Here is a 16,550-nt window from a genome sequence, read left to right as displayed (position 1 = left end):
AGATGCACTGTTGGAGAATGTTATCCAGCGTAACGACAAGAACAGGAGCACCATCATGAAAATGACAAAACTGACCACCCTCTTCCTGACTGCCACACTCACCCTTGCCAGCGGCAGCGTCCTGGCCGCAGAAACGGGGGCTTCAGACAGCAACGGTGATGCCAATGCGGCAGCAGCGGCAGGCCAGGTTGCGCCTGATGCGAAACAGAATATCGCCCCGAATAATGTCGATAACAGCCAGATCAATACCGGCAATACCAATACCGGCGGTACCATGCTGCATCCGAACGGTAGTGCTTCCGACACCATGAATCATGACAACATGAGCTCGGATGAGGTTCATAAGAACTCGATGTGCAAGGACGGCAAATGTCCCGATCCGAACGACAAAGTGGGTAACGACGCCAATACCAAAACTGATGGCACAACCCAGTAATTCTTGATGCTTCAAATGTGAAAGGAGAGCCCAGGCTCTCCTTTCTTTTTGGAGTAACCTGTTAAAAACGCTACACTAAAATAATAACGAATCAGGAAAGCAGACATGGCGCACACCCACTCACACCCATCTTCTCCCGGCAACGACAACGCAAAACGACTTATGCTGGCCTTTGGCGTTACGGCCACGTTTATGGTTATCGAGGTCATTGGCGGCCTGGTTTCCGGCTCGCTGGCGCTGCTGGCTGATGCCGGACATATGCTGACCGATGCCGCAGCGCTGCTTTTCGCCCTGCTGGCGGTGCAGTTTGCTCGCCGTCCGCCCAACGCGCGTCATACCTTCGGCTGGCTGAGGCTGACCACCCTTGCCGCGTTTGTTAACGCCATCGCGCTGGTGGTTATTACTGGTCTTATCGTCTGGGAGGCCGTACAGCGTTTCAGGCACCCGCAGCCCATCGCCGGGACGACAATGATGGTGATTGCCGTGGCGGGGTTGCTGGCAAATATTCTGGCGTTCTGGATTTTGCATCGCGGCAGCGGGGAAAAGAACCTCAACGTTCGCGCTGCGGCTCTGCATGTGCTGGGGGATTTGCTCGGCTCAGTCGGGGCGATTGTCGCCGCGCTGGTGATCCTCTATACCGGCTGGACGCCTGTCGACCCCATTCTCTCCGTGCTGGTATCGTGTCTGGTCTTGCGCAGCGCCTGGCGGCTACTGAAGGAGAGCGTCAATGAACTGCTGGAAGGAGCGCCGGCATCAATGGACATTGACGAGCTGAAACGAAACCTGCGCCGTACTGTCCCGGAAGTGCGTAACGTTCATCACGTGCACGTCTGGCTGGTAGGCGAGAAGCCGGTCATGACGCTGCACGTCCAGGTCATCCCGCCCCACGACCACGACGCGCTGCTTGAACGCATCCAGCACTTTCTTGAACATCACTATGAGATAGGTCACGCCACCATCCAGATGGAGTATCAGCCCTGTAGCGGGCCGGACTGCCACCTTAACGAGGCGCAGCCCGACCATTCACATCATCACCACTAGCTTGAAAGCGCGTGTGAGCCACGCTCACGCGCGCTCTTGATCCACATCCGGCTGCCGTTCAGGGCAATGAAGGTCAGCAGCAGATACTCCAGCGACATGGCATAGACGCCCTGAAGGGCAAAAATCACCACGCTGATGACGTTGATGATGACCCACAGTAGCCAGTTCTCAACGTATTTACGGGTCATCAGCACCATCGCCGCGATCGACAGCACCATCATGCAGGAATCCCAGAACGGGAAGGCATCCGGCTGAAGCTCCGGCATCGTCACGTTGAGGCCAATCGCGGACATGACCGAAACGGCAACGCGGGTCAGGAACGCAAACACCGGGTTGATGTAGACGGTCATCAAACCAATGGCGACGACGCAGGCGACAAACCAGGCGATGGCTTTCGGTAAGGGCAGCCAGCGGATCTGCAGCTCAGCCTCCTGCTGGCTGTTCTGCCGGGACCAGGCGTACCAGCCGTAAATATTGGCGGCGAAGAAAAACAGCTGTAAAAGCAGGCTGGCGTACAGCTGGATCTGGAAGAAGATAATCGCAAACAGCGTGACGTTAATCAGCCCGAACGCGTAGTTGCTGATCTTCTCCAGGCTTGCCAGCCAGATACACAGCAACCCCGCCAGCGTGCCTACGGCTTCAATCCATGACAGGTCATAGCCACCTGCACCAATCGGTATATGAACCAGAATGTTTTGCGTGCTAAAAAAATCCATCTTTTCCCCAGGGCGTTTTTGAATTAAGTACGTAGTGTAGCCGCAAAATCCAGCATGCGGTTAAGCGGAATTAACGCACCTTCACGCAGAGCGGCGTCCACATGAATTTCATGCGCTGCACCGCCTGTCTCGAGCCCTTCGGCAATGGCCTTCAGGCCGTTCATCGCCATCCACGGGCAATGCGCGCAGCTGCGGCACGTCGCACCCTCACCTGCCGTTGGTGCTTCCAGCAGCTCTTTCTCCGGTACGGCCTGCTGCATCTTATAGAAGATACCGCGATCGGTCGCGACGATGAGCTGCTTGTGCGGCAGCGTCCTGGCCGCGTTGATAAGCTGGCTGGTTGAGCCAACCGCATCGGCCATATCAACAATCGACTGCGGTGATTCAGGGTGCACAAGAATGGCCGCCTCAGGATAAAGCGCCTTCATACGGGACAGCGCCTGGGTCTTGAATTCGTCGTGCACAATGCAGGCGCCCTGCCAGCAGAGAACGTCAGCGCCGGTCTGCTTCTGAACGTAATTGCCAAGATGGCGGTCCGGGGCCCAGATAATTTTCTCACCCAGGCTGTCCAGATGCTCAATCAGCTCAACGGCGATGCTCGACGTGACCACCCAGTCTGCGCGCGCTTTTACCGCCGCAGAGGTGTTGGCGTAAACAACCACGGTCCGGTCAGGATGGGCGTCGCAGAAGGCGGTGAATTCGTCAATCGGGCAGCCGAGATCGAGCGAACACTCCGCATTGAGCGTCGGCATCAGAATGGTTTTTTCCGGACTGAGGATCTTTGCCGTTTCGCCCATAAAGCGCACGCCTGCAACCAGCAGCGTGGAAGCGGGATGTTTTGCACCGAAGCGGGCCATCTCCAGTGAATCAGAAATACAGCCCCCGGTCTCTTCCGCCAGCTGCTGGATTTCCGGATCGGTGTAGTAATGGGCCACCATCACCGCATCGCGCTCTTTGAGAAGCCGTTTGATCTTCTCGCGGTAGAATTGTTTTTCATCCTGGCTTAATGGCACAGGCTTTGGCGGAAACGGATAGATTGCGGCTTCAGGATCGAACATCACGCTCATTATGGCTTCTCGTTTTACTGGCTTAACAATATTGCCTTTCTTTTGCCTGACAAAGCAAAACGCAGGGCAATTGTGTTTTATATACTAAACAAGATAGCGAATCTGGAGTGAAAAGTCACCGGGAATAGATGGGCGGAGCATTTGTTGTACGGCAGATAGCAAAAAGGCGCCTTTAGGGCGCCTTTCTACACTGGTGGGTCGTGCAGGATGACTCGCTTCGCTCGCCCTTCGGGCCGTCGCCGTAAACGGCTCCGGTGCCTCACTACGTTCGGCTCGAACCTGCTGCAGGTTCGAATCATCCAGATCGCAGATAGCAAAAAAGCGCCTTTAGGGCGCTTTTTTACATTGGTGGGTCGTGCAGGATTCGAACCTGCGACCAATTGATTAAAAGTCAACTGCTCTACCAACTGAGCTAACGACCCCTTGCGGGATTTACTGCAAATTTATTCAGGCTGGTGGGTCGTGCAGGATTCGAACCTGCGACCAATTGATTAAAAGTCAACTGCTCTACCAACTGAGCTAACGACCCATTCGGGTGTTGCCTGAATTATCACTCGGCACCAATAAAATTGGTGGGTCGTGCAGGATTCGAACCTGCGACCAATTGATTAAAAGTCAACTGCTCTACCAACTGAGCTAACGACCCGAGTGGTGGGTGATGACGGGCTCGAACCGCCGACCCCCTCCGTGTAAAGGAGATGCTCTACCAACTGAGCTAATCACCCACTCTGTACTGCCGGAACTGCGTTAAGTGGTGGGTCGTGCAGGATGACTCGGCTTCGCCTCGCCCTACGGGCCGTTGCTGACGCAACGTTATCCTTCACGTTTTACTACTAATTCCACCTGACTTAGTGGTGGGTCGTGCAGGATTCGAACCTGCGACCAATTGATTAAAAGTCAACTGCTCTACCAACTGAGCTAACGACCCACTTTTATGCTGCTTTCACGTTGTTTGATATCCCGTGGCAACGGCGGCATATATTACTGATTTAAGAATTCTGCGCAACAAAAATTTCGATGAAGATCACTTAACTGCTTAGTAATCATGCTGCACGACCAGAAATAACGCGATTTCTGGTCATGCGATAATCATCCCATCGAATTCAGGCGTTTTTGCGCCTGCTTAGCACCTTCGGTGCCGGGGAATTTTGCGACCACCTGCTGATACACCGCTTTGGCTTTCGCCGTGTCGCCTTTGTCCTGCATGATCACGCCAACCTTAAACATCGCATCTGGCGCTTTCGGCGATTTCGGGTAATTTTTTACCACGGAGGCAAAATAAAACGCCGCATCGTCCTTTTTACCCTTGTTGTAATTCAACTGACCGAGCCAGTAATTCGCATTTGGCTGATAGGTTGAGTCAGGGTATTTCTTGATAAAGTTCTGAAACGCAGCGAGCGCGTCATCCTGACGAGATTTATCCTGCACCAGGGCAATGGCCGCATTGTAATCCGTATTCGCGTCACCGCTCTGTACAGGCGCTCCTGTTGAGGCTGAAGCATCAGCAGACGGCGCAGGCGCTGAGGTTGCCGCGCCGCTTTGATCGCCCGCTGCGGGTTGTGCTGCTGCACCGCCGCTGCTGAGGCTATCTATCTGCAATAAAATTTGCTTCTGACGTTCCACAACCTGGTTAAGCTGATACTGACTTTCCTGAATCTGACCACGGAGAGAGTCAATATCGTTTTGGTTATCGGAAAGTTGCTGCTGGAGTTGGGTTAAAAGCTGACTGTGAGCGTTAGAAATACGCTCGAGCTGAGTGACCCGGTCTTCTACCGAGCCTGAGCCGACACTACTGATTGGTGCCTGAGCAAAAGCGGCCCAGGGGGCCGCTATTCCAACCAGTAACGACAGACTCAACAGATGATGTCTGAAGTTACTGCTCATGCAATTCTCTTAGTAAACCAGTACGGCACGACGGTTTTTGGAGTAAGCCGCTTCGTCGTGACCCAGTACTGCAGGTTTTTCTTTACCGTAAGAAACGATGGAGATCTGGTCAGCAGAAACGCCTTTACCCTGCAGGTACATCTTAACGGCGTTAGCACGACGTTCACCCAGGGAGATGTTGTACTCTGGAGTACCACGTTCGTCCGCGTGACCTTCTACGGTGACTTTGTAAGATGGGTTGCTACGCAGGAAGTTAGCGTGAGCATCCAGCATCGCAGCGAAGTCAGAACGGATGTCGTATTTATCCAGATCGAAGTAAACGATGTTGTTCTGCTGCAGCTGCTGCATCTGAAGACGCGCTTGCTCTTCAGAAGACATGTTGCCATTGCCGTTCGCGTCCATACCGGTACCGGCACCCATCATGCCTTCGCCGCTCTGGTCATTGCTGGCGTTCTTGTTAGAAGAACACGCTGCGATTGCCATTACAGGCAGAGCGATCATCAGCCCCTTCAGCACTTTGTTCAGTTGCATTTCTATGATTCCTTTAGTAATCAATTAATTATTATTTACAGATACGGCGACCAGGCAGGTGATTTTACCTGTCCATCAGTGGCCGGAATACGCGCTTTGAAACGCCCATCTGTAGAAACCAGATTCAGCACAGATCCCATCCCCTGAGAAGAGCTGTAGATTACCATAGTGCCGTTAGGTGCCAGACTTGGCGTTTCATCCAGGAACGTTGACGACAGAACTTGAACGCCACCCGCTACCAGATCTTGTTTGGCAATGTGCTGCTGCCCACCGTTGGAGCTGACCATTACCATGAATTTACCGTCGCTGCTCACGTCTGCGTTCTGGTTCTGAGAGCCTTCCCAGGTGATACGCTGCGGAGCACCGCCGTTAATGTTCACTTTATAGATTTGTGGACGGCCTGCCTGGTCAGAGGTAAACGCCAGGTTTTGGCTGTCCGGGAACCATGATGGTTCAGTATTGTTGCTGCGACCGTCAGTCACCTGACGGATCTGGCCGGAGCCAATGTCCATCACGTACAGGTTCAGGCTACCGGTTTTAGACAGCGCAAACGCCAGTTTAGACCCATCTGGAGAGAAGGAAGGCGCACCGTTGTGACGTGGGAACGACGCTACCTGACGCACCGCACCGTTAGCCAGCGTCTGGATAACCAGCGCAGAACGGCCACTTTCGAAGGTCACGTAGGCCAGTTTAGACCCGTCCGGAGACCAGGCTGGAGACATTAGCGGCTGTGAAGAGCGTTTCACCAGGAACTGGTTGTAACCGTCGTAGTCAGATACGCGCAGCTCGTACGGGAACTGACCGCCGTTGGTCTGTACCACATATGCGATACGGGTACGGAACGCACCTTTAATACCGGTCAGCTTTTCGAATACCGCGTCGCTGGCCGCGTGTGCCGCGTAGCGCAGGTACTGTTTAGTGACCTTGTAAGAGTTCTGTGCCAGAACGGTACCCGGTGCACCGCCGGTATCCACTAGCTGCCAGGCCACGTTGTAAGAACCGTCCGGATTAGGCGTAACCTGCCCCACCACCACGGCATCGATACCCAGCGCAGACCATGCAGCAGGCTGGACTTCCTGCGCACTGCCCGGCTGCTGCGGCAGACGAGAACGATCTAACGGGTTGAATTTACCGCTGTTACGCAGGTCAGCCGCCACGATGCCACCGGCATCTTCAGGTGCAGCGCCAGGACCGGCCCACTGGAACGGAACAACACCGATTGGGCGTGCCGAGTCCACCCCTTGGGTGATCTCGATACGTACTTCTGCGTGCAGGACTGCTGCCCACAGCATTAAAAAACTAAATGCTACACGTAATGCCTGCTTCATCATATCTCCCTTATCCGGGTAACCTTACCCACGATAATTTAGCAGAATGTTAACAAACTCAAATAGACAAAACTACCCGAACCCTGTGACTAAACCTGGTCTATTTTTCCCCGTTTGCACGGGGAAAATGTAACTTAAGGTTTGAAGTCCAGCGGCGCATTTTTGAAGACTTCATAGACTGCCTGAGAAGGCGGTTTAGGCATCTTCGCCTGACGCGCTGCAGCCAGAGCCGCAGTACATAAAGCCGGGTCGCCACCTTCAGACTTAATATCAAGCAGCATGCCGTCCGGAGCCAGTTTTATACGCAGCGTACACGTTTTACCGGCATAGGAAGACGCATCGTAGAACCGGCTTTCAATCGCCGATTTAATCTGCGCGGCATAGCCGTTGATTTCAGCCCCTGTCGCACCGTTACTCTTAGTGTTACCACTTCCGGTCGGCGCTGCGTTGTTTCCTTTCGCACCACCGCCCGTTTTCGGTGCATTCTTACCGGAGCTTAAATCCCCCAGCAGATCGTCAACCCCTGCGGCGGCCGCGGCTTTTTCAGCGGCAGCAGCCTTTTTAGCAGCCGCTTTTTCAGCAGCTGCTTTCTTATCGGCAGCGGCCTTCTCAGCTGCAGCTTTTTTATCAGCAGCGGCTTTTTCAGCGGCGGCAGCTTTTTCGGCAGCAGCCTTCTCAGCCGCAGCGGCTTTCTTCGCAGCCTCGGCAGCCGCTTTCTTCTCTGCGTCCTGAGCGGCTTTCTTCGCGGCTTCCGCTTCAGCTTTCTTCTGTGCGTCAGCAGCGGCTTTCTTCGCGGCTTCCGCTTCGGCTTTCTTCTGGGCATCCGCAGCGGCTTTCTTCGCGGCTTCGGCCTCAGCTTTCTTCTGGGCATCGGCAGCCGCTTTCTTGGCCGCTTCTGCTGCTAATTTTGCCTGGGCATCAGCCTGCGCTTTGGCATCCGCTGCGGCTTTTGCTGCCGCCTCTTCCGCCTGCTTTTGCTGTTCCTGCGCTTTCTTCGCGGCCTCTTCGGCTTGCTTCTGCTGTTCCGCCTGCGCTTTCGCGGCTTCCTGCGCCTGCAAACGTTCTTTCTCAAGCTGCTTCAAACGCTCCTGCTCGGCGGCCTGCTTTTCACGCAGTTCTTCCGCCTGCTGTTGCGCCTGTTTTTCACGCTGCTCTTCAGCCCGTTTGGCACTCGCCTTCTGCTGTTGTTCGCGATTATAGTTTTGCACTACCGCACCGGGATCCACCATTACGGCGTCAATGGAAGACCCTCCACCGCCGCCTGCTGATGCATCAATATGCTCGTCGAACGAACTCCAGATCAGCGCTGCAAAAAGAATAACGTGCAGCACTGCGGAGACGATTATCGCTCGCTTAAGCTTGTCGTTCTGTTCGGTTGCCTTTGACACTATCGGTTCCCAAAAACTACGCGGATGATCAAATAGGTTGAGTCATTAAGCCAACTGACTTAACACCCGCACTATGTAGCAAGTTCAGCGCTTTAATAATTTCATCGTAGGGTACGTCTTTCGCGCCACCGATTAAGAAGACCGTTTTCGGATTTGACTCCAGGCGACGCTGCGCTTCGGCAATAACCTGCTCAGGTGGCAGCTGATCCATACGATCTTTTTCTACCACCACGCTGTACTGCCCTACGCCGGAAACCTCAATGATAACCGGAGGATCGTCATTGGTGCTCACCGCCTGTGATTCTGTCGCATCCGGCAGATCGACTTCCACACTCTGGGTAATGATGGGCGCTGTTGCCATGAAGATCAGCAGCAGTACCAGCAGAACGTCCAGCAGTGGCACGATATTGATTTCGGACTTGAGCTCGCGACGACCTCGTCCACGCGATCTGGCCATGGTTTACCCCTTGTTGCTCTCGGTGCTGGTAAACGCCTGACGGTGCAGAATCGCAGTGAACTCTTCCATAAAGTTGTCGTAGTTCAGTTCCAGTTTGTTCACGCGCTGGTTCAGACGGTTGTAAGCCATTACCGCCGGAATTGCCGCAAACAGACCGATAGCGGTCGCAATCAGTGCTTCAGCGATACCCGGTGCAACCATCTGCAACGTCGCCTGCTTCACCGCGCCAAGCGCGATAAAGGCGTGCATGATCCCCCACACGGTACCAAACAGACCGATATACGGGCTGATAGAACCCACGGTGCCGAGGAAAGGAATGTGCGTTTCAAGATTTTCCAGCTCGCGGTTCATGGAGATACGCATCGCACGCGATGCCCCTTCCACGACGGCTTCCGGCGCATGATTGTTTGCCCGATGCAGACGAGCGAACTCTTTGAATCCGCTATAGAAAATTTGTTCGGAGCCGGTCAGGTTTTCACGGCGTCCCTGGCTCTCCTGATACAGGCGAGAAAGTTCAATACCCGACCAGAACTTATCTTCAAATGCTTCCGCTTCACGGCCAGCTGCATTGAGGATACGCGTTCTCTGGATAATGATGGCCCAGGATGCGATTGAAAAACCAATCAAAATCAACATGATAAGTTTAACCAGAAGGCTTGCCTTCAGGAACAAATCAAGGATATTCATGTCAGTCACTGCTTAAACTCCGCGACAATAGACTTAGGAAGCGCACGAGGCTTCATTATGGTTGGATCAACACAAACAATCAGTACTTCAGCTGAGTTCAGTACGGTGTTCTCTGCGTTGACTATCCGCTGCGTGAAAACCAGTGAGGTCCCGCGCATTGATGTAATTTCAGTTTGGACTTCGAGCATATCGTCGAGTCTGGCAGGCGCAAAATACTCAAGCGTCATCTTGCGTACCACGAAGGCAACTCGCTCAGCCAACAGCACCTGTTGACTAAAGTGATGATGGCGCAGCATCTCTGTGCGTGCCCGTTCATAAAAAGCAACGTAGCTGGCGTGGTAAACCACACCACCGGCATCGGTATCTTCGTAATAGACACGAACCGGCCATCGAAACAGCGTTGTATTCACTTTACATCCCAGTAATGCAACAAAAGTTAGAGCTTTTAAACTTCGCTACTATACGCGCGGGGAAGATGGTTTGGAATGGGGGAAAGTAAACGGAGAGTAAATTTTTATGGGCTCGGGTAAGCCCATAACGTTAACGGACATTTCTTATTCAGAAGAAGAAGAAAATCAAACCGGCGAGAAGCACCAGATCGGCAATCAGCGGGCAAAAAATTCCCTGCCAGTGAACGGCTTTCGGACGAAAGCCCACGCCGTGGATCACCCCGGCACACACTGCCCACATGATGAGGAAGCCGTGCCAGATCTCAAGCTCGCTGGTCTTTGCCGCAAAGCGCGACGGGTCCCAGAAGATACAGCCTGCCAGCAGTAATGCCATCACTAAAGAAAGCGCCCGTAACGGGCGCTTATCCATTACCGCGTAAAGCTTCGCGATAATATTCATCAGTGTTTTTCTTCACCCGCTTTGGTCGCTTCGACGTGCTCAAGCGCCAGGGCAGTGATGACACCAAAAGCACAGGCAAGAAGCGTCCCTAAAATCCATGCGAAATACCACATATTCAGCTCCTTACTTAGTACATAGAGTGGGTGTTGCTTTCGATATGTTCTTTGGTGATACGACCGAACATTTTCCAGTAACACCAGATGGTGTATGCCAGAACAATCGGAACGAACACGCAAGCAACGTAAGTCATTAAGTTCAGCGTCATATGGCTGGAGGTTGCATCCCACATGGTCAGGCTAGCATTCAGCATGGTGCTGGATGGCATGACGAATGGGAACATGGCAATACCCGCCGTCAGGATGATGCACGCCAGCGTCAGTGAAGAGAACACGAACGCCAGAGCACCTTTCTCCAGACGAGACGTCAGCACGGTCAGCAGCGGCAGCAGCACGCCCAGAGCCGGGATCGCCCACAGCGCAGGGGTATTGTTGAAGTTCACCAGCCATGCACCAGCCTGACGCGCCACTTCTTTGGTCAGCGGGTTAGACGGTGCCGAGTGGTTAATCGCAGACGTCACCACGTAGCCATCAATACCGTACACCACCCACACGCCTGCCAGAGCGAAGCAAACCAGGGTCACCAGTGCCGCCACCTGAGCAGTAGCACGGGAACGCAGGTGCAGTTCACCCACAGTACGCATCTGCAGGTAAGTTGCGCCCTGAGTGATGATCATCGCCACGCTCACCACACCGGCCAGCAGGCCAAACGGATTCAGCAGCTGGAAGAAGTTACCGGTGTAGTAAAGACGCATGTATTCATCGAGGTGGAACGGTACGCCCTGCAGCAGGTTACCGAATGCCACGCCAATCACCAGCGGTGGAACGAAGCTACCAATGAAGATGCCCCAGTCCCACATGTTGCGCCAGCGGGTATCTTCAATCTTGGAACGGTAGTCGAAACCGACCGGACGGAAGAATAAAGAGGCCAGCACCAGAATCATCGCCACATAGAAGCCGGAGAACGCAGCCGCGTAGACCATCGGCCAGGCAGCGAACAGCGCGCCGCCTGCGGTGATCAGCCACACCTGGTTACCGTCCCAGTGAGGGGCGATGGAGTTAATCATGATTCGACGCTCGGTGTCATTACGACCGAGGAAACGGGTGAGCATCCCCACCCCCATGTCGAAACCATCCGTGACGGCGAAACCGATCAGCAGAACGCCAACCAGCAGCCACCAGATAAAACGCAATACTTCATAATCGATCATTTGATGACTCCTGTCTTAGCGTGCCGGCTGAGTAGTCACAGTGGACTGCTCGTAGTGATAGCGACCGGTTTTCAGGCTGCTTGGGCCAAGGCGCGCGAACTTGAACATCAGGAACAGTTCAGCCACCAGGAACAGGGTGTACAGACCACAGATCAGCAGCATGGAGAAGATCAGGTCGCCTGCCGTCAGGGAAGAGTTCGCGACCGCCGTTGGCAGTACCTCACCAATCGCCCATGGCTGACGGCCATACTCCGCTACAAACCAGCCGGATTCAATCGCGATCCACGGCAGTGGAATACCGTACAGCGCGGTGCGCAGCAGCCATTTTTTCTCGCCGATGCGGTTACGAATCACGGACCAGAAGGACGCCGCAATGATCAGCAGCATGATGATGCCGCAGCCCACCATGATACGGAATGCGAAGTACAGTGGCGCAACGCGTGGAATCGAGTCTTTGGTCGCCATCTGAATCTGTGCTTCCGTCGCATCAGAAACGTTCGGGGTATAACGTTTCAGCAACAAACCGTAGCCCAGGTCTTTCTTCACGTCGTTAAATTGATCGCGAACGGCCTGATCGGTAGAGCCGGCACGCAGCTGTTCCAGCAGCGAGTAAGCCTTCATACCGTTACGGATACGCTCTTCGTGCTGAACCATCAGCTCCTTCAGACCCGTTACCTGCTTATCGACAGAACGGGTTGCGATGATACCCAGCGCGTAAGGAATTTGGATGGCGAAGCGGTTTTCCTGCGCGTCCTGATCGGGAATACCGAACAGCGTAAAGGCAGCAGGTGCCGGCTGGGTTTCCCATTCGGCTTCGATAGCGGCCAGTTTGGTTTTCTGCACGTCACCCATTTCGTAACCGGATTCATCACCCAGAACGATAACGGAGAGGATTGCAGCCATACCGAAGCTTGCAGCGATAGCAAAGGAGCGCTTGGCAAACGCGAAGTCACGACCGCGCAGCATATAGTAGGAGCTAATACCCAACACGAACATCGCGCCGCACACGTAGCCAGATGCCACGGTGTGAACAAATTTAACCTGAGCAACCGGGTTCAGGACCAGCTCGGCAAAGCTGACCATCTCCATACGCATGGTTTCGAAGTTGAAGTCAGACGCGATCGGGTTCTGCATCCAGCCGTTCGCTACCAGGATCCACAGCGCGGACAGGTTCGAACCTAATGCCACCAGCCAGGTTACGGCCATGTGCTGGACTTTACCCAGACGGTCCCAACCGAAGAAGAACAGACCTACAAAGGTGGATTCGAGGAAGAAGGCCATCAGGCCTTCAATGGCCAGCGGCGCACCGAAGATATCCCCTACATAGTGGGAATAGTAAGACCAGTTAGTCCCGAACTGGAACTCCATGGTCAAACCGGTTGCCACGCCCAGCGCGAAGTTGATACCGAACAACTTGCCCCAGAACTTGGTCATATCTTTATAAATCTGTTTGCCGGAGAGGACGTAAACCGTTTCCATAATTGCCAGCAGGAACGCCATACCGAGCGTCAGCGGCACAAACAGGAAGTGGTACATCGCGGTCAAGGCAAACTGTAAGCGCGACAGTTCGACTACGTCTAACATTATGACTCCTTGCTCATCGCATGAAGACTCCGAGAGTGAACCCCGTAAGAAAGAGATTCACACGCATGCCCCAATACAAATTATTCGCATCCTGGTCGTCGTTATTACCCTGGAGAAGGATAAAAACGATGACGACAGGTTACAAATAGGTTAATAAAAAACTCAAATTGATCCCGCAAATATAATACGCTGCAAAACCCTTACAATAAACAGGTTTTTATTGAATCACATTTACGTTTTTCGACGGCGATCAATTTATAGCAAAATTACCACTTTTCGGCCATTTTGATCGGGGACAATTTAGCGCTTTTCGGCATCTTTTTCCAAGCATTAAACTTTGATTTAAATCAAAAACCGGTCTTGATGTTAATCATGTTTAGCTGCGGTGAGAATGGTAAAAACCATGTTAATGATATGTGCATGCAAAGATGCGATTGGTTATCGAAGACCAAAAAAAATATAAACAGAAGTGATTTTAATTAACGCGAGAGAAAAATGCCCTGTCGAAGCGGGACAAACAATAAGCGTAGCTGGGCCAGTTTATTTTTCCATTCTGTTTTTGCAACCCTTAGAAATTACATTTAATTTACTTTTATTATCCTGGAAGTTAACACCGAAGCGTGACTATTTAATGAAAAAAGGCCGCAAACTCTGCGGCCTTTTGATCGTGTCAGCGGTTTTCAGGCAAGAAGAATGCTGAAGGTTCGTGACTGTCCCGGTCTGAACGTCCCGACGATGCCCTCTTCTTCACGATTGTCTATTATCCGTTCATTCATGTCCGTTTCGCAGCACCGTTTCACGGTCGGACCCACGGATAACGTCGCGTCACACGCGCTGGACTCGGAAGGGTTGAACAGACGAAGAATGAGCTCGTCTCGATCTTCAGCCTTTTTGAGCGTACTGAGTACGCATCCCGTGGGCGAAAGCGCCAGCAGGCTGTAACTTTCCGGCGTGGTAAACGACGAGCGATTGAGCTTCATCGCGTCCCAGGGAATTTTGTTATAGCACTGCACCGGCGTTAACCACGATTTAGCCTGCTGCGCGACGCCCGCGTTTTCCGGCGTTCCACTGAAGCTGAAGAGGCTAAAGCGACAGCTTAACGAACCGCGCACCTGGGAGTCAGGAACAGGCATTTTGATTCCTGAAGGCCTACCGGGGCGCAACAGCAAATCTTCTTTGCCGAGTAACCCCACGCCGCGCAGCAGGGTCAGGGCAAAGGCTTTTTTATCCTCACCTACTACTTCAAACTCGCGTAGTCCTTCGGTGAACAGCGCAAGCCCGTTTCGTTTTTCCTGCAGGACGGCATAGTTGAGTAAATTCCAGACGGGAACCGGCGCTTCTTTCCACCCCTCCTCCTGCCAGTTTTCCATCGCCGCATCCTGCACCGGACGAGTGAGGGTGCCAAACTGCGTATCCGCTAACACGTCCTCTGTCATAAACGGCGTAGGGATCAGCACGCGGACGCGGTGGTCGTCAGCCTGATTATCCAGACGCACCGCCACATCAATACGCCTGCTGTGGTGGCTAAGCGTGATTTCAAACTCAGCGCCGAGAGACCCGCTTCGCTGACGCGCCGCGCGTTCGGCCAGATTAGCCGGTACCGCGATCTGATGGCGAATCACCGCCCTGCTCTGCCAGCCTTCGTGTATAACCTCGACCTGATGCTCCCCCTGCGCTGAAGTGACTCTCCACTCTTCCCGCGAAGGCGAGTAGTCGTACTCATCGCCATCATCCGAACTCTCTTCGATTTCCAGCACCCGGTCATAAATCAGCCCGGTTTCTTTGTCGCGCAGGCGCAGCGTACCGTCGTTATTTAAATCAATCTGCCAGAAGGCGTTTTCGAGCAAGGATTCGGTGTTTATCGCCGGAGAGACCACCTTCCCGGCCACGTTTGGCTCGATAAACAGCGTACGGTAGCCCATCGACGGCAGTATCTGGCTGATCTGAATATCAAACTCCATAAACGGCTCATAATTACCGTAATGGACAATCTGCCGGTCAATGAGACCAGGGTCCAGCTCGCGCGCGCTGCGAATGAAATACGGGATCTCGTTGCCTTTATCATCCAACAGACGGAACTGGCTGGCGCGCAGTCGAATCGTGGTGTTCATCACCTCTTCACGCGGCCAGGGCATCAGGTTGAACATCACCAGTTTGTCGGCGTCGCTTTGCGGCATGTTGTCGACAATCTTGCGCATATAGAAACGCACCAGGTTATCTGCCATGTCTTCAGCCAGTTCAAAACGAGAGACAATCTCACGATGCACCTTGTCGCTGCAGCAGCAGCCGATGCTGTCGTGAGCGTGGTTTTTAAGGATCTCTTTCCACATCTTCTCCAGCAGGCCGTGGTGATAATCGAAGCCCAGCGTCCATGCAAGCGTCGCCAGCGGTTCGAGGATGTTGACAATTTTGTTCTCAATACGCGCATGGGCAATTTTGATATCCATGCGCGTGGAGCCGATTGTCCGGTGCACGCGCATGTATTTCCCGTCGATAAACTCCCCTTTCAGGGTCGCCAGTTCATCGCGGCGTGCCTCAATGTGGTCAAACACCTCTTCAAAGCGGCTCATTACAAATTGACGCTGCGGATAGATTTCACGCAGCTTATCCATCACGGAGAAAATGTTCTGCTGCAGCGGCATCTGATCGTGACCGTTGGGCAGCAAAATCTCTTTGGTGACGGAGGCCTTTTCCAGAACGTCGAAATAGCTGTCGAGCCGTTTTCGCAGCCCGGCTTCGTCCTCCGGTAAGTACTTACCAATCGCGTAGCCCAGCGGCAGCACCTGCGCCGTGACTTCACTGCCGTCCTGGCTCTGCCAGAGAAATTCGGTTTTAGCGGTCCCGTGTCGTTCCGAGCAGCCGCGCCAGAACATCGTCCGGGTAATGCCAAATCCGTTATAGATATGCGGAAGCTGGCCGGACATACCAAACGAATCCGGCAGATAGCCGATCTTCATCGGCTCGCCGAACGCCATACAGTCCCGGATGCCGTACATCAGGTTGCGGACAATCGACTCGCCGCTGACAATCGTGGTATCGGTCTGGGTATACCAGGGGCCGATAATCAGTTTTCCGCGCTCCACAAGCGCCTTTACCCGCGCGCGGTTTTCGGGCACGACGGCAAAATAATCTTCCAGCACCGCCGTCTGGCCATCAAGGACGTAATATTTATACTCGTCGTCCTGCTCCAGGCGGGTCAGGATCTCTTCCATATTATTGACCAGAAGAATGCGCGACTCTTCAGTGGTGAAGTACCACTCACGGTCCCAGTGCATATGCGGCGTGATATGAACGCGAGATACAGCTTTCATCTTC

General features: G+C 53.5%; 16 protein-coding genes, 5 tRNA genes and 1 other RNA gene. 2 read left to right on the top strand and 20 right to left on the bottom strand.

The features are described 5' to 3' along the window. Positions 1–55: 55 nt before the first annotated feature. Both ACMGGH_RS12045 and zitB read left to right on the top strand, forming a co-directional pair. Positions 56–436 carry a protein YbgS gene (locus ACMGGH_RS12045; protein WP_045259933.1) on the top strand — a complete coding sequence of 127 codons (381 nt, stop codon included), beginning with the start codon at positions 56–58 and terminating at the stop codon, positions 434–436. Between the two features lie 105 nt (positions 437–541). Next, positions 542–1,477: a CDF family zinc transporter ZitB gene (gene zitB, locus ACMGGH_RS12040; protein ID WP_232947992.1), complete on the top strand. Its 936-nt coding sequence runs from the start codon at positions 542–544 to the stop codon at positions 1,475–1,477. On the opposite strand, the gene pnuC is transcribed toward zitB, so the two are convergent. From pnuC to mngB, 20 genes are all read right to left on the bottom strand, one after another. Beyond that, the gene (pnuC, locus tag ACMGGH_RS12035; protein WP_028012391.1) at positions 1,474–2,193 is read right to left on the bottom strand and encodes a nicotinamide riboside transporter PnuC; all 720 of its coding nucleotides are present in this window, start codon (positions 2,191–2,193) and stop codon (positions 1,474–1,476) included. The two genes, zitB and pnuC, sit on opposite strands and share 4 nt — an antisense overlap. Positions 2,194–2,216: 23 nt before the next feature. After that, entirely contained in the window at positions 2,217–3,260 is a 1,044-nt protein-coding gene (nadA, locus tag ACMGGH_RS12030) for a quinolinate synthase NadA (protein ID WP_232947991.1), read from the bottom strand. 191 nt (positions 3,261–3,451) lie between these two features. After that, positions 3,452–3,580: non-coding RNA, RtT sRNA (locus ACMGGH_RS12025), on the bottom strand. Between the two features lie 26 nt (positions 3,581–3,606). Beyond that, positions 3,607–3,682, bottom strand: a tRNA-Lys gene (locus tag ACMGGH_RS12020). Between the two features lie 31 nt (positions 3,683–3,713). Next, positions 3,714–3,789: transfer RNA gene (locus tag ACMGGH_RS12015), tRNA-Lys, on the bottom strand. A gap of 41 nt (positions 3,790–3,830) precedes the next feature. Beyond that, positions 3,831–3,906, bottom strand: a tRNA-Lys gene (locus ACMGGH_RS12010). Between the two features lie 3 nt (positions 3,907–3,909). Beyond that, a tRNA-Val gene (locus tag ACMGGH_RS12005) sits at positions 3,910–3,985 on the bottom strand. 127 nt (positions 3,986–4,112) lie between these two features. Further along, positions 4,113–4,188, bottom strand: a tRNA-Lys gene (locus ACMGGH_RS12000). 161 nt (positions 4,189–4,349) lie between these two features. Continuing rightward, on the bottom strand, positions 4,350–5,144 hold the full coding sequence (gene cpoB / locus ACMGGH_RS11995) for a cell division protein CpoB (RefSeq protein ID WP_028012389.1): 795 nt from the start codon (positions 5,142–5,144) through the stop codon (positions 4,350–4,352). Positions 5,145–5,153: 9 nt separating this feature from the next. Continuing rightward, positions 5,154–5,675: a peptidoglycan-associated lipoprotein Pal gene (pal, locus tag ACMGGH_RS11990; RefSeq protein ID WP_003858578.1), complete on the bottom strand. Its 522-nt coding sequence runs from the start codon at positions 5,673–5,675 to the stop codon at positions 5,154–5,156. A 35-nt stretch (positions 5,676–5,710) separates the two neighbouring features. Next, positions 5,711–7,003 (bottom strand): Tol-Pal system beta propeller repeat protein TolB, encoded by a 1,293-nt coding sequence (gene tolB / locus ACMGGH_RS11985; RefSeq protein WP_013097529.1) that lies wholly within the window; start codon positions 7,001–7,003, stop codon positions 5,711–5,713. A 134-nt stretch (positions 7,004–7,137) separates the two neighbouring features. Further along, positions 7,138–8,391: a cell envelope integrity protein TolA gene (tolA, locus tag ACMGGH_RS11980; RefSeq protein WP_028012388.1), complete on the bottom strand. Its 1,254-nt coding sequence runs from the start codon at positions 8,389–8,391 to the stop codon at positions 7,138–7,140. A 28-nt stretch (positions 8,392–8,419) separates the two neighbouring features. Then, positions 8,420–8,848 carry a colicin uptake protein TolR gene (tolR, locus tag ACMGGH_RS11975; RefSeq protein WP_003858589.1) on the bottom strand — a complete coding sequence of 143 codons (429 nt, stop codon included), beginning with the start codon at positions 8,846–8,848 and terminating at the stop codon, positions 8,420–8,422. A gap of 3 nt (positions 8,849–8,851) precedes the next feature. Then, positions 8,852–9,544: a Tol-Pal system protein TolQ gene (gene tolQ, locus ACMGGH_RS11970; protein ID WP_008501101.1), complete on the bottom strand. Its 693-nt coding sequence runs from the start codon at positions 9,542–9,544 to the stop codon at positions 8,852–8,854. Beyond that, on the bottom strand, positions 9,541–9,945 hold the full coding sequence (ybgC, locus tag ACMGGH_RS11965) for a tol-pal system-associated acyl-CoA thioesterase (protein WP_003858593.1): 405 nt from the start codon (positions 9,943–9,945) through the stop codon (positions 9,541–9,543). Before ybgC ends, tolQ begins: the two co-directional genes overlap by 4 nt. A gap of 148 nt (positions 9,946–10,093) precedes the next feature. Continuing rightward, a complete protein-coding gene (gene ybgE / locus ACMGGH_RS11960) occupies positions 10,094–10,384 on the bottom strand; it encodes a cyd operon protein YbgE (protein ID WP_008501100.1) in 291 nt (96 codons plus the stop codon). Then, positions 10,384–10,497, bottom strand: coding sequence for a cytochrome bd-I oxidase subunit CydX (gene cydX / locus ACMGGH_RS11955; RefSeq protein WP_003858598.1), 114 nt, complete (start codon positions 10,495–10,497; stop codon positions 10,384–10,386). The genes ybgE and cydX overlap by 1 nt, the downstream gene beginning before the upstream one ends. A gap of 14 nt (positions 10,498–10,511) precedes the next feature. Then, a complete protein-coding gene (gene cydB / locus ACMGGH_RS11950) occupies positions 10,512–11,651 on the bottom strand; it encodes a cytochrome d ubiquinol oxidase subunit II (protein ID WP_028012386.1) in 1,140 nt (379 codons plus the stop codon). Positions 11,652–11,666: 15 nt separating this feature from the next. Next, positions 11,667–13,235, bottom strand: coding sequence for a cytochrome ubiquinol oxidase subunit I (cydA, locus tag ACMGGH_RS11945; RefSeq protein WP_028012385.1), 1,569 nt, complete (start codon positions 13,233–13,235; stop codon positions 11,667–11,669). A 680-nt stretch (positions 13,236–13,915) separates the two neighbouring features. After that, positions 13,916–16,546 carry a mannosylglycerate hydrolase gene (gene mngB, locus ACMGGH_RS11940; RefSeq protein ID WP_232947990.1) on the bottom strand — a complete coding sequence of 877 codons (2,631 nt, stop codon included), beginning with the start codon at positions 16,544–16,546 and terminating at the stop codon, positions 13,916–13,918. Positions 16,547–16,550 lie beyond the last annotated feature (4 nt).

Source organism: Enterobacter sp. BNK-16 (assembly GCF_048684955.1).
GTDB classification, from domain to species: Bacteria; Pseudomonadota; Gammaproteobacteria; order Enterobacterales; family Enterobacteriaceae; genus Enterobacter; species Enterobacter bugandensis.
The sequence above is the reverse complement of the archived record's forward strand: the minus strand, read 5'-3'. Positions and strand labels throughout refer to the sequence as shown.